The following is a 21,180-nucleotide window of genomic DNA, read 5'->3' on the forward strand; positions in this document are numbered from 1 at the left end:
AGCAGAACAACTTCCAGGAAACGACAAGGCGACACCTCATGCATCGACTGCTGCGCATAACAGGCGCCAGGCCCTATCTGATAGCAATCTTTCTCAATGCCTTTGTGGATCTAGGCCACAAGATCGTCATTCAGAACACGATCTTCAAAAGTTACGATGGTGAAGCACAGGTCGTGCTCACTGCACTGGTCAACGGACTTATCCTACTGCCGTTTATTCTACTGTTTAGCCCGGCGGGCCATGTGGCTGACAGCTACCCCAAGGTGCGCATTCTGCGCACATCGGCCTGGGCCGCCGTCGTGGTCTCACTGGGCATCACCGCCGCCTACTACCAAGGCTGGTTCTGGCTGGCCTTTTTCATGACGCTACTGCTGGCGATTCAATCGGCCTTTTATTCACCGGCCAAATACGGCTTGGTAAAAGGACTGTTCGGCAAGCCTCGCCTGGCGGAAGCCAACGGGCTAATTCAGGCCGTCACCATTGGCGCCATTCTGGCGGGCACCGTGGCGTTTACCGCGCTGTTTGAGACTTGGGTGTTACCCGAAGATCAAACCCCAGCGCAGTTGTTGCGCCAAATAGCCCCTCTGGGCTGGCTGCTGGTGATCAATAGCGCCATCCAGGTCGTAACGCTTTACCGCCTTCCGCTTGATGCATCCAATCGATCAGAGACACCGTTGACCTGGCAGCGCTACATAAAGGGTGCTGCCTTGAAAGACAACCTGAGGATTATCGCTCACCAGCCTGTCATCAGGCTCTCCATTATCGGCCTTGCCACCTTTTGGTCAGTGGGCCAAGTGCTGCTGGCGGCCTTTCCCGCTTATGCCAAAGATGCCCTGAGCATCGATAACACCTTGGTGCTCCAGGGTATTCTCGCCGCAAGCGGCATTGGCATTGCGCTTGGTTCCCTATTCGCCAGCAAACTTTCCCACAACCGTATTGAAACCGGATTGATCCCCGTAGGCGCTATTGGGGTGGCCGTGGGTTTATGGTGCTTGCCGCTGTTGACCACGCCCGTTGGCCAAGCGCTGAACTTTGTGTTTATCGGCATCATGGGTGGGCTGTTCATCGTGCCGCTCAATGCGCTGATCCAGTTTCACGCCGACGACAACGAGCTAGGCACCGTACTGGCCGCCAACAACTGGATTCAAAACATCGCCATGCTGGGCTTTTTGGTGCTCACGGCGCTGTTCGCCTTGGCAGGAGTGAATAGCCACTACCTGCTGCTACTCATCGCTACCGTGGCCATGGTGGGCGGTGGTTACACCATTGTTAAGCTGCCCCAAAGCTTGGTGCGCTTTCTGTTGAGCTTCCTGCTGACACGCCGCTATCGCGTAGATGTCCATGGCTTGCAGAACCTGCCTGCCCAGGGCGGGGTGCTGCTATTGGGCAACCATATCAGTTGGGTGGATTGGGCCATGGTACAAATCGCCAGCCCTCGACCGGTGCGTTTCGTGATGCTCAGATCGGTTTACCAGCGTTGGTACCTGCGCTGGTTCTTCAAAGCACTAGGCTGTATACCCATCGAACGCGGCAGTGGTGCCGAAAAGGCCTTGGTCGATGTGGCGGAACAGCTAAACGCAGGCGAGGTAGTGTGCCTGTTTCCTGAAGGGGCGATCAGCCGCACTGGACAACTGGGCGAATTCCGCCGCGGCTATGAGCGCGCCTGTGACATGGCAAATCCAGACGTCAAAATTGTGCCCTTCTACCTGCGAGGCCTGTGGGGCAGCCAGTTCTCCCGATCTTCCAGCAAGCTTAAAGAGCTGCGCAATGCGCCTCTGCACCGCTCGGTAGTGGTCGCCTTTGGCAAGCAGCTGTCCAAGGACACCCCCGCCGACGTGCTCAAACGGCGTATTTTTGAGCAGGCTACCCGCTCTTGGCAGCGGGCCATGGGCGAGCTCCCGAGCCTGCCTAACGCCTGGATTCAAAGCGTTAAGCGCCGCCCTAGCGACCTTGCCCTGGCCGATACGCTAGGCCGCCCACTCAACGCAAGCCAAGCGCTCACTGCCAGCCTGCTGATTGCAAAGCGTATTCGCAAGCTCAACCCAGGGCAGAACGTTGGCCTACTGCTACCTACCAGCAGCGCCGGGGTTATCGCCAATATGGCGACGCTGCTAGCGGGTAAAACGGTGGTGAATCTTAATTACACCGCCGACCAGGAGGCGCTGACCTCTGCCCTTTCCCAGGCGGAAATCGCTACCGTCTTCACCTCACAGCGCTTTGTGAAGAAGCTCGAGCAGCGCGGGTTCGACGTTAGCCAATTGCTTCGCGAGAAGCAGGTGGTTCTTTTAGAAGACCTGCAGGCCACGATTGGCCGTGGCGAACGCTTGAGTACCTGGCTGGCGGTGAGAACACTGCCGACTTGGCTACTACAGCGCTGCTTCTGCCACGGTCACGATGCCGACGCCACTGCCGCCATCCTGTTCTCAAGCGGAAGCGAAGGCGAACCCAAGGGCGTGATGCTGAGCCATCGCAACCTGATGGCCAATATAAAGCAGACTTCCGACGTACTTAACACCCAGAGCAACGACGTTGTAATGGGTTCACTTCCGCTATTTCATGCCTTTGGCCTTACGGTCACCCAGCTGCTACCGCTGATTGAAGGGCTGCCGCTGGTGTGCCACGCCGACCCCACCGATGCCCCCGGGATTGCGGGCGCAATTGCCAAGCACAAAGCCACTATCATGTTCGGCACCTCCAGCTTTTTAAGGCTGTTTGTACGCAGCTCAAAGGTGCATCCGTTAATGCTGGAGAGCTTGAGGGTGGTGGTTGCCGGAGCCGAGAAGCTCGACGAAAACGTGCGTAACAGCTTCGCGCTGAAATTTCACAAGCCTGTGTACGAAGGCTACGGCGCCACGGAAATAGCCCCAGTCGCCTCAGTGAATCTTCCCGATGCCATGGGCGTTCACTATCAACAGGTGCAGCGGGGCAGCAAAGCAGGCACCGTCGGTATGCCTTTGCCCGGCACCAGCTTCAAAATCGTCAATCCTGACAGCTTTGAAGAGCTACCGACTGGCGAGGCCGGCATGATATTGATTAGCGGCCCGCAAATAATGCAGGGTTATCTCAATGCCCCCAACCGCACGGCCAAGGCGCTCCACGTGATCGATGGCCACCGCTGGTATATAACGGGGGATAAAGGGTTTATCGATGAAGACGGCTTCTTAACCTTGATTGACCGCTGCGCCCGCTTTGCCAAAATCGGCGGTGAAATGATCAGTCTCAGCGCCGTTGAAACGGCGGTTAAGGCGGCTCTGGAGGATACGGACACCGCACTGATGGCGGTGAATATTCCCGATAGCCGCAAGGGCGAGCGCATTGTGTTGCTTTCAGAAACAGCGTTAGACGCCAAAACCGTCAAGGCCACTATGCTCACCAACGGTACACCACCCATGGTGATCCCCAGCCATTGGTTTACGGTGGAGAGCATCCCTCACCTTGGCTCTGGGAAAGCGGACTTTGCAGGGGCAAAACGCTTGGCTCAAGCACTGATAGAGGAAGAACTGAAGCATTAAAAGCTGATGTTGGAATGAGATACTGTGCAGCAAAGCCCAAACTCAATACGCGCTGTGCAGTATCTAGCTCTTCTTAATAAATCAGGTCAGAAATCCGCACACCAATTAGCTTAACCATTGTTCAATCAGCAGCATGACGTCATACCTGATATTACATCTTCAGCGCCACTTTACCTCAAGTTAACTTTAGGTTTTAAGCTGCCTTAGTCGAAACAAAAAGCCACTGGAGATCTTATGCGCTTATTCAGAGTCATTAGTAAAACTATTTGGGATCAAACTCAGCAACTTGGTTATGTGTCCCGTTGCGGAAACGATCATAAGCTCGACTGCGTTCATTTGAATGTTGAAGAAGCTGTTCTTTTTATCGCCAACAAATACTTTGTCTATGCAGAAGCCCGTTAGTGTTAGAGATTGATGATGCGCTATTTAACGACCGCATTGAGTGGTTGCCACCCAGTGATGAGCAGCCCTGGCTGCAGCCGAGAGCGCATATCGACAACCTGCCCCAAGCGACCATCATCACCGCCACACCTATTAGCTACCGAGATGGGCTTTTTGGGTGGGGAGAAAATCGCTAGAAAATCATACGGAATATAAGGGAAATCAAAAGCAGATAACCACTTACCAATACAATCCTCCTTTCGCACCAAAAAGGAGATACCTCCTAGAAACGCGCACTAAGTTGGATGTTTTTATCGGTGCGTGTTGCCTTCAAATCATGTATCAACTTTTACTTATATAATTAAAACAAAGGGTTAATTTAACTTGGCACATCACCTGCATACGTTCAGATATTACGTATATTGGCCGGATAATTAGAGCCCTTAATATTAATTCAACGCAGCGCCTGCTGCAGTAGGACGACATCGCGTTACTGAAAGGACTCTACTTGCCTGCCTATGACTTCATAGTGAGGTAGCAATGTCATTCAATCCAGAAGGTGTAACGCGTCGGTCTTTTTTAGGCATGGTGGGCGCGGTGGCGGGGGCTGCGGCCATGTATTCCGCAATGAGCACAATGGGCTTTGCATCTCAGTCTAATTGGCGTGGGCGTTTGAACCTACAGGGAGCCCCTGACAATACCAATATCTTAATCTTAGGGGCCGGCTTAGCCGGTATGACGGCAGCTTTTGAACTGCGCAACGCTGGTTATAATGTCAAATTGCTGGAGTATCGTGATAAAGCAGGTGGCCGCTGCTGGACGTTACGTGGTGGAGATAGCTACACCGAGTTAGGCGGTTTTACCCAGCATATCGATTTTGCTGAAGGCAACTACTTAAATCCTGGCCCATGGCGAATCCCCTCGGATCACTTCGCCGTATTGGATTACTGCAAACGCTTTGGGGTGAAACTAGAACCCTTTATCCAGGTCAATTACAACGCTTACTTACACGACTCAGAAGCCTTTGATGGTCAGCCTCAACGCTTCAAGGAAGTGGCCACCGATTTCAGAGGTCACGTTGCAGAGCTACTTGCCAAAGTCGTTGATCAACAGGGGCTAGATGAGGCAGTTAGTGTTGAAGATGCAGAAAAGCTCGTTGCCGCACTTAAACGCTATGGCGCATTAAATGACAACTTAGATTATGTAACGGGAAGCGAGTCCTCCACTTTCCGAGGCTGGAGCCACCCTGAAGGCGGCGGCGTTGATGGAAAGCCTGAGCCATCCCAGGTCAACTCACTCTCAGAAATACTAAACTCAACGTTATGGCGTAACCTTACCACTGGCGATAATTTGCACATGCAGTCCACCATTTTCCAGCCGGTGGGTGGAATGGACATGATTGCAAAAGGGTTTGAAGAACAGGTTGGCGAGCTGATTACCTATAACGCGAAAGTGACTCGCATACACCACGAAGGAGACCAAGTAACCGCCTCTTGGATATCTGCCGATAGTGGTAGCAATGAGCAGACAGAAACGGCCGATTACTGTATCTGCACCATTCCGTTTTCCGTGCTTAGCCAGATTGACCATGACTTCTCACCTCGCATGAGCAAGATCATTGATTCAATGCCCTATGCATCAGCCTTCAAGGCTGGAATTGAGTTTAAGCGGCGCTTCTGGGAAGAGGACGAACATATCTATGGCGGCATTAGCTATACCAATCTTCCCATTACGTTAATTTCTTACCCACCCTATAACATGTTTAGCGATGGCCCAGGAGTCCTTTTAGCGGCTTACCCCTGGGGCGCCTACGCCTATCAATTTAACGCCCTCTCCCCCGAAGAACGTATCGACAAAGTGATGGAATACGGTTCGCAGATTCACCCTCAATATTACGATGAGTTCAAAACCGGTGCTTCAGTCGCATGGCATCGTGTTCCATGGACTTTAGGCTGCTATGGCCTGTGGCAAGATCGTGAAGCGGACTACCAGGATGCCACCGCAATGGATGGACGAACGCTAATGGCAGGTGAACATATTTCGTATCTACCTGCGTGGATGGAAGGGGCCGTACTCTCCGCTCTGGATGCAGTCGAACGCCTACACACCACCATTACTGAGATTTGAGGAGTCTGTGATTATGAAAATGCTATTCACATCAATGGCTGCACTCTTTCTCACAATACCGGCCATCGCTCAGGAGACCTCCATTGATACCACCACTTGGTTCGATAACCCTTCTACGTTAACTCAAACCGACGGGGCTTCCATCTATGCAGGCGTTTGCGCCGGTTGTCACATGCCCAATGGGCAAGGCGCCAAAGGGGCAGGAGAATATCCAGCGCTTGCTAACAATCCCAGCTTAATGGCGACTGCTTACCCCATCAGCCTTGTTATTCACGGACATAAAGCCATGCCCCCGCTAGGCGGCTTACTGGATGACGAGCAAGTTGCTTCGGTGGTGAACTTTATCCGTACCAACTTTGGTAATAACTACACTGATAACGAAGCCAGGGCAGAGCTGGTTAAGAATATGCGCTAAGGCTTTTCGCTAAGCCTTAAGCAACACAAAACGCGTTCTTACTCCCAAAAGGAAATATATGATGAGTTTTAAAAACACGATTATTGGCCTAACACTTCTTTCTGCTTATGCGGGCTCGGCTCTTGCTGAAGACATTATTCGCCACCCTATTCCTAATTCAGATTTCCCTATACTGCAAGCGGTTGAAATCCCTTCCGATAGTACAACGGTTTATCTTAGTGGCACTGTTCCTAGCATCATTAATGAAGATGCTGATCCAAATAGTATGGAGGCTTTTGGAACAACCGAAGAACAAACGGTCACGGTTATGAACCGCATTAAGTCGCACCTGGAAGGTCTCGGTTTAGGTGTCGGCGATATCGTCAAAATGCAGGCGTTTCTTGTAGCCCCTGAGGGTGAGACCGTCGACTTTAAAGGCTTCATGGCGGGATATACACAATTCTTTGGCACCGAAGAGCAGCCTAACCTCCCTGTGCGCTCCGCCATGGTCGTCGATGCGCTGGTCAACCCCGGCTGGCTGGTAGAGATCGAAGTTACCGCCGTTAGGCCATAATTTAAACAGCAGGTCAGCAAAACAGCCGACTACATTAATGTAGTCGGCTGTTTTGTGATGGCACCGCTAGCGACTATGAGGCTGTTCGCGCTTCTATTCTTAAGGTTTTATCAAATGCTTTGAGAAAAAATCTAGCAGTAGTTGGCAGTGTGCATTCTGCCCTGAGCTACTGAGTATATGATCTTCACCTTCGTAGTAGTGGACTTCTGGGGGGCGGCCCTGCTCGCGCAGGCGTTTTTCCAGACGCTTGGTCATCTCAACCGACCACATTCGGTCTTTGGTACCATGGGAAAGTAGTAGCGGCCCAGGGTAGCGTTCGATTTCGATCGGCGTGGTCGGCAGCAAGCCTTCGTGACTATTACGCCATGTCCAAGCGCGTTTGCTGACGTCCCAGGCTTGCCAGCCTGGATCCCCTACATCGCGAAAACTACGTGCATCAAAGGCCCCGCACACAACATCTGGCGGGCTATGCGCGGCGATGGCATCAGGTGCGCCTTTGATCTTATCTCTTGCCATTAGGGAAGCGAGCAATAACGCATGCTCGGCGCCGCGTGAAATACCATCAAGCCCTACCCTCTTATCAGCGAACTGGAATTCTCGCAGGGCTTTCAATGCCTCCACGCTGCGATCCAGTGGGTAATCGGTAATATGCCCCGCGTTCCATGCATTACCGCCGCTTGAGTAGCCATAAGGGAACGCCAAGAAGCCATGGGCGGCGAATAGCATCGCGTCACGATGACTCCACCCTGCCCATGCGCCTTCAGAACCATGCAGCAGCATAACCGCTGGAAAAGGGCCATCGCCCGGTGGGCCATAAGTAACGCCCCAGTCGGGTAGCAACCGCTGCACGATATTTAAAAGCATTTAGACAACCACTCCTTCCTTGTTTTCTGATTCACCCAAACTAAATTTTTGTCAAACCCTGCTCGGAAAGCCGTTCACTAAGCAGGAAAAGGCAGCACGCCTTGGTGGAGAAAATCATCCAGGTGGTAGGTATAAACGCCTGATGCGTCTTTGCGTTTAAATGAGACTTGAGCGGCACTTGTAACGCAAAGCCAAGGGCGCATATCGTCTGGCTCATGCTGGGTAAGCGCTTCAGGGGTAAACAAGCCCACGCACGCTCCCCCCTGACTATCTCTTGCGGAGGCGTACTCAAATGCATCAATGTCCGCCGTACGCATTGCACTACCCAATTGCTGACATGGGGTGTAATCAACCGGATGCTTCAACGTCGGAAAGTGTTCGATAAAGGGGCCTGCGTTTAGTTTCACTCCCCGTTTAGCGGCATAGTCTACAGAAAAGAGTGTGTGCTCTGAGCGCAGCGAGGCGGTAACAGGATCACCTTCCATGGAATACCAGAAAACCAGTCGGTAGTAGGCAGATTCAGCGAGAGTGGTAGCAATCCCCTTACCACCGTAAAAAATGCTTGGCTCAAACACACGGCCAAAACGTGACCCCCATTTGAGAGGGGGATACCGAAAAGGGGTTTTTAGGAGATAGTGCAGGTCTCGCTCCTGTTCAGGGTAAGGCGGTTTAGCAGTTTCAAGCAGTGCTTCAAGCATCTCCTGCTCTTCTAACGTGTCGACATAGCTGAGCGTCGCGACTTGCTCCTGACTCTCCACCAGTCGATAAAGGATTCCAGAAACAGGTTCAATATTTCTCGCGCCGCCACAGGCTTCCCATACACTCACACCTTACCCCGCATACCATCCACGAATCTCAGTACCGCAAACAGCCCCTCCAACCGTGTTACCTGCTCGGCCGGGATGCCACCAGTAACACGGTTGGATGTTCGCATAAAATGCTGAATCCATGTTTGGTCGCCTCCGGTAAGAGCGAATAATGCTCGAGACAAGCGGATAAGCAGCAGAGCTAGTTCACCCTGCTTAGAGTTCGGGTCAAGCTTCAGGCTTTTTTTAAGTTGAGTAATAGTCGTGCGGTGTACGCCTAGCACCTCCGCCAAATCAGACTGCGATAACCCCAATTGCTCAGCAGCACGCAGAACTGCTTTAGCTAGCACCATTTCCGGGGTGGGCTTTGTTTGAGTAAGGGCTGGCATGGTGCGCCTCATGGAGATGGATTTTCATCAATAATAGCAAAAAAGTTCTTTATTCACATACTGAGCGCAATTTTCCTATTTATCTAGGTGGCAAGGCGAAAGGTTTCATTCAGTGCCGTGCCCCAGCACCGTATAAAGTTTAACTAGCATAGTAGCTAAAAATAACGCTCCCATCGCATTAGAACCTTATGGATCATTAGACTTTAGCCGACACCCAGGATATTACTATGCACCAGCCAATTGCTGTTTTCGACGCTGGCATTGGCAGCTATGCCATTGTTGCCGAGATACATAAGCGCCTTCCTAAACAGGATATTGTTTATTTCGCTGATCGGGCGGGCTTTCCTTATGGAAGCAAAGGGCGGGAAGAGCTACTCGCTGTCATACATCGCACACTGCGTTTTCTTGAGGGCTACGCACCCTCTGCCATTGTCATCGCATCGAACGCACCGTCTATCATGCTACTGGATGACGTTCGCCAAAGCACCTTGCTGCCATTGTTCGGCGTCTACCCACCCATCGAAAAAGCACTCGCCATGTCGGCGAGCGGCAAGATCGGCATCATGGGGGTGCACTCGCTCATCGAAAGCTCGCCGCTCAAGCAGTTCATCGATCACCATGCACCCCAGCCGGAGAATGTCAGCCTGATCAATGCTTCGTCCATGGTGGAGCTTATCGAGAATGGCACTTTTCTATTCGACCCAAAGGCGACTCAGACAGCGGTTCTCGCCGCTGCACAACCACCCTCTACTCTGATGGTTTCACCTCAACACTATCCATTTCCCCCGAGCTTTTCCCTTGCGCCCCGCGGGCGATATCACTGTGGCTGATAACCACAATTTCTCGTGGCCACCATTCTGGATGGTTATCGCGGATAAAGGACAGCAGCTTCTCGCGCACATTCATTTCCGCCGTCCACCCTGCCAAAGGGTCTGAGGTCATGAGGTAACAGGTGACGGTTTGCGCCGTTCCTGTTTGTGCCGTTACGTAGCAGAGCAGCTTGTGGTGTTCGATAACGCTGTCTTCTTCTTTGGCGACCTCGAGAAATTTCTCTCTTAACAGTCCTATATCGGCGCTTAGGTGAAGTGTCAGCGTCAATGACCGGTACATCTTGGTACTTTTTACCGACAAATTGTCGAATGGCTTAGAAGTAAAATAGGTAACGGGCACAATCAAACGCCGCTCATCCCATGACCTCAACCGGATAAAGGTATAAAAGATGCCTTCGACATAGCACCACTCGTCTTCAAAGATCACCAAATCGCCAATGCGAATGGGTTTAGCAAACGATAACTGAAATGAAGCGAGGATATTGCCAAGTACCGTTTGGCCCGCCACACCCACTAATACGGCCAATACACTGGCAGACGCCAGAATCGATAAGCCAAGGGTTTCGAAGAGCTGAACCTGACCCAGTATGTATATGGATACGCCGGTAACGGTGATCAGAATAATAACCCGGCGCAACGCGTAGAGTGACGTCAGTAGTCTGCGCTCGTCTCTGGGCTTGGTATCATCGATTTCCCCCACAATACGCCGCGTTAAACGCAGCATAATAGTATCCACTAAGCGCAACGCAATCGTGCCCACTCCCCAGGCCAAAACACTGATGAGTAAAACCCGGAAGGTCGTCGTGGCGACCGCTGAAAACGACACCACATAATCCAGCACCATCTGGGTAACCAGCGACATTGCAATCAGCGCCCCAGGCATACCGATTTGGCTGGCAAAAATACTCGACACCCCTGAAGGTAACCATTTCGACATCAAGCCAATCAGACGGTGAACTCCCCACCCTACGAGCCCGATAAACAGCACAAACAAGGGAATCGCGATCCATTCCCAAATTCTCAGGACGCCAAACGAGGCCTGGAAGCGTTCGGGAATATAGCTTTCCAGTGCTGAAGGGCCGTACTGCTCATACAGCGTCGGAATATAAGACACACTGATGGGCATGACCAACCAGACGGGCTCCTGGTCACCCACGCGGTATCGACCCAAGCGGATATCGTAGGTTTCGCCATCAGCTTGTAAAGAGGAGACCTCAACGTTGCGACGGGTCTCACCAACGCGGGGGTTTTGGCCTGCAGGATCTTCAATCACCGCGTCTTCGCGACCGGGCAGATCGGAAACGCTCAACCATTCGCCGCGTTGAAAAATCTCTGCCAGTTGCCGGGCGAGCTCACTCCCTTGCTCGCGTTGCTCATCCTCTGAAAACTCGGAAAGATTGAGCATATGGGCAGCGGCTTCATACTCTTCCTGCCCCGTGAGGTGCAAAAAACTCCTTATTGATTCTCTTGGCGTTACTCGGTTTGCCTCTTCGGGAGGTTCACCAAGCCCTGTATTTAATGCATCGACGGTAAACCACCGCTCACTTTCGCTCTCTCCTCCTTGAGTTTGCGCCACGCATAGGCTGGAGAGCGTCAGTGCGATTACCAACACGCCCCATGCGAGCCACGAGCCGAGTGCTTTCATATATGCCTTATTCAGTAAAGTGGGCCAATTTGCCTAACACCGACAGACCCGTTGCCGAGCCAGCCCAACGTTATTACGGGGCTATCCATGTCAATGGGAGGATGAATTACAGCTTACCTGTCTGCATGGTGCAAGGCGCATTGCACCAATAACATGCGGCGCAGTTGCGGCACAGGTGATAGTTTGGGCAAGGAATTCGTTGGCCTCACCCTACCGATGGATCATTCATCGTTCCACTACTGCAACGCTAAGTTGCAATTCGCCCACCTACTACACCTGTTGTTCTATCGGTATGCTCTCTGCTTAACAGCATCCCCCCTGCCAAAAGGAGAGCATAATGAAAAAACTGTTGCGTGTAACGAATGCACCTCGGCCTCATTGGGTAGGTGATGGATTCCCAGTTCGCTCGCTTTTTTCCTATGGTCAGCATTCAGAACAGCTAAGTCCTTTTCTGTTACTGGATTACGCAGGACCTGCAGACTTTACGCCTGCACAACAGCCTCGCGGCGTGGGGCAGCACCCACACCGAGGGTTTGAAACGGTCACAATTGTTTATCAAGGAGAAGTGGCCCATCAGGACTCAACAGGTAACGGTGGAGTGATTGGCCCCGGCGATGTGCAATGGATGACTGCAGGCGCAGGCATTCTGCATGAAGAGTTTCACTCACCGGCATTCACTCAGTCAGGCGGCTCGCTGGAAATGGTGCAGCTTTGGGTGAATCTGACCGCCAAAGACAAGATGGCCAACCCTGGCTACCAGGCTATCTTTGATCGCCAAATTCCGCGAGTTGATCTGCCTGAAGGAGCAGGCGTACTGCGCATAATCGCTGGTGAGTACCATGCGCACTCAGGGCCAGCACAGACATTTACGCCAATGAACGTGTGGGATCTGAGCCTGGGTGGCGGCAAGGCCACAACGCTTACCCAACCCAATGGCTGGACTACCTTGCTGGTTGTCTTGAAAGGCACCGTACTGATAAACGGAGAAGAGGTGCTCCGTGAAGCACAGGTAGCCGAGCTAACGCGAGAGGGTGAAACGCTTACCCTTGAAGCCAATAGTGATGCCCAGCTGCTACTGCTCGGAGGTGAGCCAATTAACGAACCAGTGGTCGGCCATGGCCCCTTTGTGATGAACAGCGAACGGGAGATCATGGAGGCGATAGATGATTTTAACAGTGGCCGGTTTGGACAAATGCCCGCCTAATTATTATTGATCCAGCAGGTGAGGTAAGCAGGCTGCCTGGGGCAGCCTGCTTTATTAGGCGTTTATTTACCAAGCTGCCCAGGAAAAGGGAAAAACTCATCATCATCTCCCTTCCTGCATCGGTATGGAAAACAAACCTAAGCGCGATTTCATAGTCATTGTGATCTTCCATAACCGATAGCCACTTGGCCGGTGCCATTAGGGCGAGCGGTAACCGGAGGCACTTGCCCCCAGTCACAAACACGGCTTACTTATTGGTGAACGTGCTGTAGCTATTCATCAAGTTACGGTAGTCAGGTATGTGGTTGGCAAACAGCGTGCCGAGGCCTTCAATATCATTGCGCCAATCACGATGCAGCTCGCCAGCAACTGCAAACCACGTCACCAACTGTGCTCCTGCACTGGACATCCGATCCCAGGCAGCATTGCGGGTAAGCTCGTTAAAGGTGCCAGAAGCGTCAGTCATGACGAACACGTCGAACTCTTCTTCAAGGGCAGAAAGCGCCGGGAAAGCCACGCACACTTCGGTCACCACACCAGCGATGATCAACTGCTTTTTACCGGTTGCTTTAACAGCGTTAACGAAATCTTCATTATCCCAGGCATTGATCTGCCCAGGCCGTGCGATGTAAGGAGCGTCTGGAAACATCTCTTTCAGTTCGGGCACCAGAGGGCCATTGGGGCCGTCTTCAAAGCTCGTGGTGAGAATGGTAGGCAGTCCAAAATATTTAGCCAGATCCGCCAACGCTAATACATTATTTTTAAAACGATCTGGCTCAATGTCACGCACCAGTGACAGCAATCCTGTTTGGTGATCTACCAATAGAACCGCAGCATTATCTTTATCGAGACGAACGTAGGGCTTGGCCATGACTCAACTCCTCCTATCGAGATAACTGAATAAACGTTTGGAAACTGAAAGCCAGCATGGGTTTCACATGCCTTACAGAGTGTAATGTTCCGCTTATTCGATGATTAGACGAGAAATCAAGACACAGCGTTGCACAGGGAGAACGCTGAAGACAGTCGGTATAGGCACACTGACCGTGCGGTCATTGCTTTAGTGATCAAGCTCTGCAAAATGCAGATTCTGTTCGAAATATTCGATAAGCAATTCGGTGAGAACCCTTATTTTCCGGGCAGGATGCTGCCCTGGTGGACGGATAACGTATGCACCTGCTGGCGGTGGGGGGTAGCGTGTCATGATCGGGATCAGCGCGCCTGAGACCACATAATCATGTGTGACGCAATCAGGGAGCCAGGCGATACCCAGCCCTGCAGCCGCGGCGGTCACGAGGGCTAGCGCGTTGTCAGCCTTGAAGCGGCCCCGTGGGTTCACCGTGACTACCGCATCGCCATCCATGAATTGCCATTCTTCCGTGCCCTGCATGATGGCTTGATGGGCAATGACTTCGTCAGGCGTTTCCGGCGCCCCGTACGCCTTGAGGTAGCCAGGGCTCGCAACCAGCTTTCCGTAGATGGGCCCAATGCGTCTAGCGATCAGATTAGAGTCTGGCAGGTAGCCAACACGAATCGCGCAATCGAACCCCTCTGCGATGAGATCAACGAAGCGATCGCTGTAAGAGGCGTGAATGTGGAGCAAGGGGTGGCGTCGCGCCATTTCGGCGAGTACTGGCGCGAAGTGAGTGGGCCCAAAAGAGAGCGGCACGGCAACTCGCAACCGACCACGCAGGTCACCGGCAGGCAGGATCGCTTCCTTGGCGACCTCTATTTCGGCGCAAGCCCTGGCGGCATATTCGCGGAACGCGGTTCCGGCCTCTGTCAGAGCAGCACCGCGTGTGGTTCGTGCCAGCAGTTGGATCCCAAGTTCCGCTTCAAGCCGAAAAAGCCGCCGACTAACGATCGACTTGGAGACACCGAGCCGTCGCGCAGCGGAGGAAATTCCCCCGGCCTCGGCAACTTCCACAAAGGTCTGTAACTCTTCGACATCCATCTTCGCGCTCCCTATTTCACGACACAGCGATACAGAAAGGCGTTCTACCGCATCACCAACAGAAATGGCAATGTTTTCGAGACAGCGCCGCAATGGGTGTCTGTCGCCTGGAAAACCAATGCCACTCGCCGTAGAGGATGCCAAACTATCCTTTCGTAATATCCTTTCGTAATGGCCTTGATTCACTGCTTCGTCCCGAAGAGACGGCTGGGCGGGCATACCTCAGGTGGTGGTGGCCGATATTTTCCGGATAGAGAGAGGTAAACTGGTTGAGCATTGGGATGTGTTGCAGAATGAAGTGCCGGGAATGGCAGCCTTGGACAGCCTCTCAAAGTTTGATTCCAATGAGGATAAACACAGATGATGCCCCACAATCTTAACGACCTCTATTATTTCGTGAAGGTCGTCGACCACGGTGGATTTTCGCCGGCGGGGCGTGCCTTGGGTATCGCTAAATCGAAGCTGAGCAGGCGCGTGGGCGAATTAGAAAATCAGTTACATGTTCGCCTGATGCACCGTTCGACCCGCCACCTGACCCTTACCGATATTGGTCAACGCTATTACCAGCACTGCAAGGCCATGCTGGTGGAAGCGGAAGCCGCCCAGCAGTTCATTGAGGAGAGCAAACAGGCCCCCTGCGGCATTATTCGCATAAGCTGCCCCACCGGGCTATTGAGCTTTCACGTGAGTGCGATGCTGGCGGATTTCATGACCCTATACCCCGAGGTACATGTTCACCTCGAAGGAACCAACCGTCGCATTGACCCACTCGTTGAGGGGGTAGATATTGCCCTGCGCGCCCGCCCATTCCCCCTTGAAGACAGCGATCTGGTACTAAAAGTGCTGTCGGATCGTGGTCAGTGCCTGGTGGCAAGCCCGACACTGGTTGAGAGACATGGCGAGCCTTCTAACCCCGAGACGCTTGCCAACCTGCCCAGCTTAAGCCGGGCACGGCCGGAAGAGCCTCATGTGTGGCGATTGCAGCGAGACGGTGAAGAGCGTGACATTGAGCACTCACCGCGCTTTATTACCACCGACATGACCGCGCTATATAACGCGGCCCTGGCTGGCGTCGGCGTGGTTCAACTGCCTAGCTTGATGCTGGGGGACTCGCTGGCGTCTAACAAACTGGTGCAGGTAATACCGGAGTGGGAACCACGGCGGGAAGTCATTCATGCGGTTTACCCCTCTCGACGCGGTCTACTGCCTTCGGTCAGGGCACTGCTGGATTTCCTCGCCGAACGCTATGCCGTACTTGGCTCTGAACACTGACATAGCACATTACCTAGCCGATGTTCCCAGCTGTTTAAGTTCTTCATCATACAAAGCAACCAACAGCGGCTCGCCCTTGTTATTCACCCTAAACTGACCATAACGTGCTGGCTCATAGCGTTCACCGTGGCCCTCCTGAAAGAAGAACGCATCGGTGGCAAAGCGTACCTGACCATTGCGCAGCCGGTAGCGAAGGCGCCGTTCGTCGTCGCGTAAAGAAGTACCTTCATCCAAGCGCTGGAAATGAGCGATACGCTGTTCATCCAACCCCACCACCACATAACCGTTGCGTGTTTTCAGCGAGTCTTCATCACGCTCACTCTGATGAAGCGCGCTTTGAAGTTGGTTACCCAGCGCAAAGTTTAGCGCCATATAGTCGCCCTGCATCAATGAGCGTGGGTCGACAGGCGCCAGCTCTAGGTAAACAATTTCTCCCTCGGCTAAGTGACGCTCTTTCTGCCAAATTGCCCAGTTCACCACCACCAGCACAACGACGGTGGCTAACACTATGATCCAGCGATTTAGCTTGGTTTTCAGCATCATTTCCCGTGCTCTCCCACAGAGGCCGAGGGCCCATTTTCCGCTACGCTCAACCACTTGTGCAGCGCCCAACGCAGCGCCAGTAGCCCACCCCCCAACACCAACAGCGTTAGTGCCTTGGTTAATAGCGTCGCGTCCAGCCAGTAGTAATAGCTGCCTATGCCCGTCAACAGCGAGAACACTCCAAGCCCCATCACTAGGCGATGCCCGATCGCGAACCCTAACAGTACGACGACCAAGCCTTGACCCACACCCGGTGCATAAAATGAAATCAGCAGCAGCGCGAAAAGACTTGGATATAACCCCCAATGGGTTTTGGAATGAGGAATTTTATAGAGCAGCAGCGCCAGAGAGAGTGCCACTAACACGGCGTTCAACCAGGGCGCTGACCATGCAAAAGCGTTAGTGCTCTGTGCGTCAAACCAGAAGGTAAAGGAGTGGCCGCTATGCGCTAATCCCTGCATCACCAAGAGGCCTATCAATAGGCCGTAGCCCCATGCTTGCACATCCTGAATACGGCCAGGCCAGCGAAACTCACTCAGCCAGAGCATCGCCAGAGCCAACAGCATCAATCCACCCGCTGCTGGCGCCATAGCGTTCACTGCCAAAGCCATATAGAGCGCCAAGCTGGCGGCAAAGGCTGAAAACGTGCGATGAACCTGGCTCGGCATCACCAACGCCAGTGCGCACTGCAAGGCCAACAGCGACCACCACAAATAAGTGGACGCATTCCAGAACTCGACCAGCGCCCACGCGATTAGCAGTTGCCCGGCTAAGCTAACCGCAAGCGCCAAGTGTTCAAGCACCTCACCACGAGCTTTGCATAACAACCCAAAAGCCGCGCCGATCATCACAAGTCCCAGGCCTAACGACGTCGTAGGGCTCTCCACCACGAACACTACGCCCATGGCGATAAAGCCGAGCAGAAACAGCGCCGCTAACCAGCCTGAAAAGGCCTGCAGCGCGCGTACAAACCAAGGCGTTTGCAGCTGCGCTGGGGAGGTAGGCTCGTTCAACGGAATACCCGCTTGGCTCAGCCTAACGTTTAAATCATTAACGTTGTTCGTCACTGGGAAATCTCCCGATGTAGCCGCTTTAGCCATACCACGGCCCCAGCGCCCATCGCCAGTACCGCGATGGTGATCAGCAGCAGACTTCCCTCCTGCCAATCACCTTCCCAGAGCAACAGCCTGGCAAGTAACAGCGTGATCACCGTTAACGCCGAGACACAGCCGCCCGCGATCATAAAAAGCTCAGGCCGCCAATAGCGGTAAATGCCATACAGCGCCACCAACCAGAGCGGATAAATCGCCAGCACTGGCGACCACACAAGGCCGACATCGGCTATCACCGTCACCGCTAACAGCGTCATGGGCACCCCACTGCTCACCGCCAGCAAGCGTAGTGCCAACTGCCGTGGCCAGCCCCGGTAACGAGCGCCCGACTCCCAGATTATTAATGCCAGGGTGTTTAGACCAAACAGCCCCCAAAGCGCGGCATCGCTACTGACCAAAACGCCAAACGGCCCGCCCCAAGTACGAAAATAGAGCCCGACGGCCAAATTAAGTAACCCCAGCCACAGCACCCAGAGCAGCTCAAAGCGCGCCACCCAGGCCCAGGGCAGAGCAAGCAGCGCCCAGGTAAAAAACAGCTGCCAGGGGTCGGCACCGGATTGGTACACCTGCCCGAACAGCGCCAACAGCACGCCCACCAATAAAGTGGCCGATGTTAGCGCCACACGCTGAACCATCGGGCTGACCTTGGGCCAAATGGCGATACCTACCGCCAGCACCACCGCTGCCTGTACCACGCCAAAGCGCAGCCAACGGCCCATCTCGGCCCAGTTATAAGCTACGAAAAACAGCACCGCGAAGGCCAACGCCAGTCCACCTAGCCACAGCAGTAAGCGATCAATAAACAGCGCCCAAGCGCGAGGCGAAGGGTGCAATCCAGAAGCTTGCACTGCGCGCGTCACCTGTTCTGGCGGTATCACGCCCTGCTCAATCAGTGATATCAGTTCACGGCGGGTAGATGCCATGGGGGCTCCCTTCTAAACGGCGCAGTGGAAACAAAGCAATCTAGGCTAAGCGCCACGATCACTCCAACTTAGTAAAGCGCAGCCGAGCAATTTGCGCAGGCGGCTGGAAGGAGTCGGTTTGGGCATTGTCCCAATAGTGCTTCGACTAGCCACCCCGACAGGCTCAATTTAAAACGTAAGGGTTTTGTGTAAGTTTTGGCGAACTTACTACACCCATTAATATCGAATGCTGCATTCACCACGTATGCTACCCACAAAGGCCTTAGTGGAGACACCCAATGCTAATAAAGATTGCCAAACCGAGTGATTTACACGAATCCGATGTCACGCCGGAATCTATCTACCTCTCCCGGCGGCGCTTTATGGGCGGTATCGCAGGCCTAGGTGCAGGGCTCGCCCTATCCGGCCACGTCCGCGCCAACGCCGACTACTCCGATGTCCCCGAAGGTGATGCACCAGCGTGGCTAAAGGAGAAAATCAGCGAAACCCAGTGGCGAGCCATCACCCCTAGCGACCCTGACAAAGATAAAATTGCCCCCTTTGATGACGCCAGTGGCTACAACAACTTTTTCGAATTCGGCACCGACAAAGGCGACCCTGCCCGCCATGCGGGCAGTCTGGAAACCCAACCCTGGAGCGTGGTGATCGATGGCGAGGTCAATAACGGCGGGCGCTTTGCCCTGGAGGACTTCGCCAAGCCCTCCCAGTTTGAAGAGCGCATTTACCGCCTGCGCTGCGTTGAGGCATGGTCGATGGTCATTCCCTGGCTGGGTATTCCGCTGGCCGATATCATCAAACGCGCCGACCCCACCAGCAAAGCCAAATACGTACGTTTTGAAACCCTGGTGGATCCAGAGCAAATGCGCGGGCAGCGCTCCTCGTTTTCGATCATTGATTGGCCCTACGTGGAAGGCCTGCGCCTGGACGAAGCCATGCACCCTCTGACGATACTGGCCATGGGTATGTACGGCCGGGAATTGCCCAATCAAAACGGCGCCCCTCTGCGGCTGGTCGTGCCGTGGAAATACGGCTTCAAGAGCATCAAGTCGATTGTGCGGATATCGCTGACGGAAGAACAGCCAGTGAATTCCTGGCAGAAGATCGCCGCCGACGAGTACGGCTTTTACGCCAACGTGAATCCCAACGTCGACCACCCCCGCTGGAGCCAAGCCACCGAGCGCCGTCTGCCCAACAGCCTGTTCAACCCCAACACCATTGATACCCTGATGTTTAACGGCTACGCCGACGAAGTCGCCGAGCTCTATGCGGGTATGGATTTGAAGGAAAATTACTAATGGCCAGCCCACGTATATGGTTAGCATGGCGCGTGGGCGTGTTTCTGACCGCGCTAGCACCGCTGCTGTTCTGGAGTTGGCAGGTAGCGAATGGCGCAGCTGGCCCCGAACCGGGGCGCTACTTGCTACTGAATATCGGCATCGGCGGGCTGTGGATGCTGCTGCTCACGCTCAGCCTTACCCCACTTACCAAGCTCACCCGTTGGAAAGGCTTTGCGCTGATCCGTCGGCAGCTTGGCCTATGGACACTCGCCTACGCAATCCTGCATATGCTCAGCTACGCGCTGTTTATTCTGGGGCTTAACTGGGCACTACTTGGCAGCGAGATCGTCAAACGCCCCTACATCATCGTCGGCATGATCGCGCTGATCGGCCTTGCCGTGCTGGGCGCCACCTCCAACCGCTGGGCAATGAAGCGCCTGGGCAAACGCTGGAAACCGCTGCACAAATTTTCCTACGCCATTTTGGGTCTGGTACTGCTGCACTTCTTCTGGGTGGTGCGCGCGGATATGCAGGAGTGGGCCATGTATGCCGCCATTGCGGCGCTCATCATGTCCACTCGCCTGCCCCCAGTTGCCCGCACACTGCCAAAACTACGCCATCGATTGAGTCGTACTTAGGGCTTGTAAGAGATATCAACCGACGAAACCTAGCCAAGTACGCAGCGCAGATGCTTACGATAAGCCGCTTTATCGCGATCGACATCTGGCATCTTCATTACATCGTTGGCGATAAAGGTCGGCAGGGCTTCTAAGCCGATAAATTCCTGAGATTTGTGGAACGGGAAGTAGACACCATCCACACCGCGCCCTTCGAAGAAGTTGCCAGGCTCATCGAACGCTTCCAAAGGCGCATTCCATGTCAGCGATAGCATATAGCGACGGCCCTGTAGCAGGCCACCACTGCCGTACTGCTTGGTCGGGTCCTGGCGGCTGCGGCCATCGCTGGCGTAGAGCGAGCCGTGGCCTTCTGTGAACACCTCATCGATGTAGCGCTTCACAATCCAGGGCGCGCCCATCCACCAACCAGGCATTTGATACACAATGGTGTCCGCCCACAGGTAGTTCTGCACCTCGGCCTTCAGGTCATAGCCTTGATCAATCACCGTCTCGCGCACCTGATAGCCCATTTCCTGCAGGGCACTTACTGCCACGCCGTGTAGCGTATTATTGAGCTCACCGCCAGAGTGCGCAAACGCTTTACCGCCATTAATCAGTAGAATATTCATTAATAAAACCTCTCATGATAGCCTGATATCCATGCTTATATTCTTTGGCATGGCGTTTAATGAGCGGTATTGTGGATTCAAAGCATGCGAAAAAATAGCGACGTTTCAGCAAGACACTTTTGATTTA

20 protein-coding genes are annotated in these 21,180 nt (G+C 53.6%); 10 read left to right on the forward strand and 10 right to left on the reverse strand.

Going from position 1 to position 21,180, the window contains the following annotated elements; translation table 11 throughout:
• Positions 1–38: 38 nt before the first annotated feature.
• The 5 genes from HZU72_RS12740 (at position 39) to HZU72_RS12760 (ending at position 6,988) form a co-directional block, all read left to right on the forward strand.
• Positions 39–3,512 carry an acyl-[ACP]--phospholipid O-acyltransferase gene (locus tag HZU72_RS12740; protein WP_180092564.1) on the forward strand — a complete coding sequence of 1,158 codons (3,474 nt, stop codon included), beginning with the start codon at positions 39–41 and terminating at the stop codon, positions 3,510–3,512.
• Positions 3,513–3,913: 401 nt separating this feature from the next.
• Complete coding sequence (locus HZU72_RS12745; protein WP_180092567.1) at positions 3,914–4,090, forward strand: hypothetical protein; 177 nt, start codon at positions 3,914–3,916, stop codon at positions 4,088–4,090.
• A gap of 343 nt (positions 4,091–4,433) precedes the next feature.
• On the forward strand, positions 4,434–6,020 hold the full coding sequence (locus HZU72_RS12750) for a flavin monoamine oxidase family protein (protein ID WP_180092570.1): 1,587 nt from the start codon (positions 4,434–4,436) through the stop codon (positions 6,018–6,020).
• Between the two features lie 13 nt (positions 6,021–6,033).
• Positions 6,034–6,435, forward strand: a complete 402-nt coding sequence (locus HZU72_RS12755; RefSeq protein ID WP_180092573.1) for a c-type cytochrome — start codon at positions 6,034–6,036, stop codon at positions 6,433–6,435.
• Positions 6,436–6,496: 61 nt separating this feature from the next.
• Positions 6,497–6,988 carry a RidA family protein gene (locus HZU72_RS12760; RefSeq protein ID WP_208458073.1) on the forward strand — a complete coding sequence of 164 codons (492 nt, stop codon included), beginning with the start codon at positions 6,497–6,499 and terminating at the stop codon, positions 6,986–6,988.
• A 99-nt stretch (positions 6,989–7,087) separates the two neighbouring features.
• Here HZU72_RS12760 and HZU72_RS12765 read toward each other — a convergent pair whose 3' ends face one another.
• The 3 genes from HZU72_RS12765 to HZU72_RS12775 all read right to left on the reverse strand — a co-directional run bounded on the left by HZU72_RS12765 (position 7,088) and on the right by HZU72_RS12775 (position 9,047).
• On the reverse strand, positions 7,088–7,852 hold the full coding sequence (locus HZU72_RS12765; protein WP_180092579.1) for an alpha/beta hydrolase family protein: 765 nt from the start codon (positions 7,850–7,852) through the stop codon (positions 7,088–7,090).
• 77 nt (positions 7,853–7,929) lie between these two features.
• Positions 7,930–8,679: an RES family NAD+ phosphorylase gene (locus tag HZU72_RS12770; protein WP_180092582.1), complete on the reverse strand. Its 750-nt coding sequence runs from the start codon at positions 8,677–8,679 to the stop codon at positions 7,930–7,932.
• Positions 8,676–9,047, reverse strand: coding sequence for an antitoxin Xre-like helix-turn-helix domain-containing protein (locus tag HZU72_RS12775; RefSeq protein WP_180092585.1), 372 nt, complete (start codon positions 9,045–9,047; stop codon positions 8,676–8,678). The genes HZU72_RS12770 and HZU72_RS12775 overlap by 4 nt, the downstream gene beginning before the upstream one ends.
• Before the next feature lie 227 nt (positions 9,048–9,274).
• Here HZU72_RS12775 and HZU72_RS12780 point away from each other — a divergent pair, with 227 nt between their 5' ends.
• Positions 9,275–9,877, forward strand: a complete 603-nt coding sequence (locus tag HZU72_RS12780; protein ID WP_180092588.1) for a glutamate racemase — start codon at positions 9,275–9,277, stop codon at positions 9,875–9,877.
• On the opposite strand, the gene HZU72_RS12785 is transcribed toward HZU72_RS12780, so the two are convergent.
• Entirely contained in the window at positions 9,795–11,522 is a 1,728-nt protein-coding gene (locus tag HZU72_RS12785) for a mechanosensitive ion channel family protein (RefSeq protein WP_180092591.1), read from the reverse strand. The two genes, HZU72_RS12780 and HZU72_RS12785, sit on opposite strands and share 83 nt — an antisense overlap.
• A gap of 337 nt (positions 11,523–11,859) precedes the next feature.
• Between HZU72_RS12785 and HZU72_RS12790 the strand changes: the two genes are divergently transcribed.
• A complete protein-coding gene (locus HZU72_RS12790) occupies positions 11,860–12,726 on the forward strand; it encodes a pirin family protein (protein ID WP_180092594.1) in 867 nt (288 codons plus the stop codon).
• A gap of 247 nt (positions 12,727–12,973) precedes the next feature.
• On the opposite strand, the gene ycaC is transcribed toward HZU72_RS12790, so the two are convergent.
• Positions 12,974–13,597 (reverse strand): isochorismate family cysteine hydrolase YcaC, encoded by a 624-nt coding sequence (gene ycaC / locus HZU72_RS12795; protein WP_180092597.1) that lies wholly within the window; start codon positions 13,595–13,597, stop codon positions 12,974–12,976.
• Positions 13,598–13,786: 189 nt separating this feature from the next.
• Positions 13,787–14,824 (reverse strand): LysR family transcriptional regulator, encoded by a 1,038-nt coding sequence (locus tag HZU72_RS12800; RefSeq protein ID WP_235976101.1) that lies wholly within the window; start codon positions 14,822–14,824, stop codon positions 13,787–13,789.
• A 216-nt stretch (positions 14,825–15,040) separates the two neighbouring features.
• On the opposite strand from HZU72_RS12800, the gene HZU72_RS12805 reads away from it, so the two are divergent.
• On the forward strand, positions 15,041–15,952 hold the full coding sequence (locus tag HZU72_RS12805) for a LysR family transcriptional regulator (protein ID WP_180092600.1): 912 nt from the start codon (positions 15,041–15,043) through the stop codon (positions 15,950–15,952).
• A 9-nt stretch (positions 15,953–15,961) separates the two neighbouring features.
• On the opposite strand, the gene HZU72_RS12810 is transcribed toward HZU72_RS12805, so the two are convergent.
• From HZU72_RS12810 to HZU72_RS12820, 3 genes are read right to left on the reverse strand one after another with little or no spacing between them, the layout of a single operon-like run.
• Complete coding sequence (locus HZU72_RS12810; protein WP_180092603.1) at positions 15,962–16,495, reverse strand: GDYXXLXY domain-containing protein; 534 nt, start codon at positions 16,493–16,495, stop codon at positions 15,962–15,964.
• On the reverse strand, positions 16,492–17,562 hold the full coding sequence (locus HZU72_RS12815; RefSeq protein WP_180092606.1) for a DUF4401 domain-containing protein: 1,071 nt from the start codon (positions 17,560–17,562) through the stop codon (positions 16,492–16,494). Before HZU72_RS12815 ends, HZU72_RS12810 begins: the two co-directional genes overlap by 4 nt.
• A complete protein-coding gene (locus HZU72_RS12820; protein WP_180092609.1) occupies positions 17,559–18,530 on the reverse strand; it encodes a DUF2157 domain-containing protein in 972 nt (323 codons plus the stop codon). The genes HZU72_RS12815 and HZU72_RS12820 overlap by 4 nt, the downstream gene beginning before the upstream one ends.
• Positions 18,531–18,808: 278 nt before the next feature.
• On the opposite strand from HZU72_RS12820, the gene msrP reads away from it, so the two are divergent.
• Together msrP and msrQ are read left to right on the forward strand one after the other, a co-directional pair.
• Positions 18,809–19,825: a protein-methionine-sulfoxide reductase catalytic subunit MsrP gene (gene msrP, locus HZU72_RS12825; RefSeq protein WP_180092612.1), complete on the forward strand. Its 1,017-nt coding sequence runs from the start codon at positions 18,809–18,811 to the stop codon at positions 19,823–19,825.
• The gene (gene msrQ, locus HZU72_RS12830; RefSeq protein WP_180092615.1) at positions 19,825–20,445 is read left to right on the forward strand and encodes a protein-methionine-sulfoxide reductase heme-binding subunit MsrQ; all 621 of its coding nucleotides are present in this window, start codon (positions 19,825–19,827) and stop codon (positions 20,443–20,445) included. Before msrP ends, msrQ begins: the two co-directional genes overlap by 1 nt.
• A gap of 29 nt (positions 20,446–20,474) precedes the next feature.
• Here msrQ and HZU72_RS12835 read toward each other — a convergent pair whose 3' ends face one another.
• On the reverse strand, positions 20,475–21,053 hold the full coding sequence (locus HZU72_RS12835; protein WP_180092618.1) for an NAD(P)H-dependent oxidoreductase: 579 nt from the start codon (positions 21,051–21,053) through the stop codon (positions 20,475–20,477).
• Positions 21,054–21,180: the final 127 nt, after the last annotated feature.

The sequence above is a fragment of the Vreelandella sedimenti genome (genome assembly GCF_013416325.1).
GTDB lineage: Bacteria > Pseudomonadota > Gammaproteobacteria > Pseudomonadales > Halomonadaceae > Vreelandella > Vreelandella sedimenti.

Excerpts from the sequence above, each read along its gene's own strand:
- HZU72_RS12765 (WP_180092579.1), bottom strand. The coding sequence starts at position 7,852 with ATGCTTTTAAATATCGTGCAGCGGTTGCTACCCGACTGGGGCGTTACT.
- HZU72_RS12790 (WP_180092594.1), top strand. The coding sequence starts at position 11,860 with ATGAAAAAACTGTTGCGTGTAACGAATGCACCTCGGCCTCATTGGGTA.
- HZU72_RS12755 (WP_180092573.1), top strand. The coding sequence starts at position 6,034 with ATGAAAATGCTATTCACATCAATGGCTGCACTCTTTCTCACAATACCG.
- HZU72_RS12780 (WP_180092588.1), top strand. The coding sequence starts at position 9,275 with ATGCACCAGCCAATTGCTGTTTTCGACGCTGGCATTGGCAGCTATGCC.
- msrP (WP_180092612.1), top strand. The coding sequence starts at position 18,809 with ATGCTAATAAAGATTGCCAAACCGAGTGATTTACACGAATCCGATGTC.
- HZU72_RS12750 (WP_180092570.1), top strand. The coding sequence starts at position 4,434 with ATGTCATTCAATCCAGAAGGTGTAACGCGTCGGTCTTTTTTAGGCATG.
- HZU72_RS12785 (WP_180092591.1), bottom strand. The coding sequence starts at position 11,522 with ATGAAAGCACTCGGCTCGTGGCTCGCATGGGGCGTGTTGGTAATCGCA.
- msrQ (WP_180092615.1), top strand. The coding sequence starts at position 19,825 with ATGGCCAGCCCACGTATATGGTTAGCATGGCGCGTGGGCGTGTTTCTG.
- HZU72_RS12760 (WP_208458073.1), top strand. The coding sequence starts at position 6,497 with ATGAGTTTTAAAAACACGATTATTGGCCTAACACTTCTTTCTGCTTAT.
- HZU72_RS12820 (WP_180092609.1), bottom strand. The coding sequence starts at position 18,530 with ATGGCATCTACCCGCCGTGAACTGATATCACTGATTGAGCAGGGCGTG.
- HZU72_RS12835 (WP_180092618.1), bottom strand. The coding sequence starts at position 21,053 with ATGAATATTCTACTGATTAATGGCGGTAAAGCGTTTGCGCACTCTGGC.
- ycaC (WP_180092597.1), bottom strand. The coding sequence starts at position 13,597 with ATGGCCAAGCCCTACGTTCGTCTCGATAAAGATAATGCTGCGGTTCTA.
- HZU72_RS12805 (WP_180092600.1), top strand. The coding sequence starts at position 15,041 with ATGATGCCCCACAATCTTAACGACCTCTATTATTTCGTGAAGGTCGTC.
- HZU72_RS12740 (WP_180092564.1), top strand. The coding sequence starts at position 39 with ATGCATCGACTGCTGCGCATAACAGGCGCCAGGCCCTATCTGATAGCA.
- HZU72_RS12775 (WP_180092585.1), bottom strand. The coding sequence starts at position 9,047 with ATGCCAGCCCTTACTCAAACAAAGCCCACCCCGGAAATGGTGCTAGCT.
- HZU72_RS12810 (WP_180092603.1), bottom strand. The coding sequence starts at position 16,495 with ATGATGCTGAAAACCAAGCTAAATCGCTGGATCATAGTGTTAGCCACC.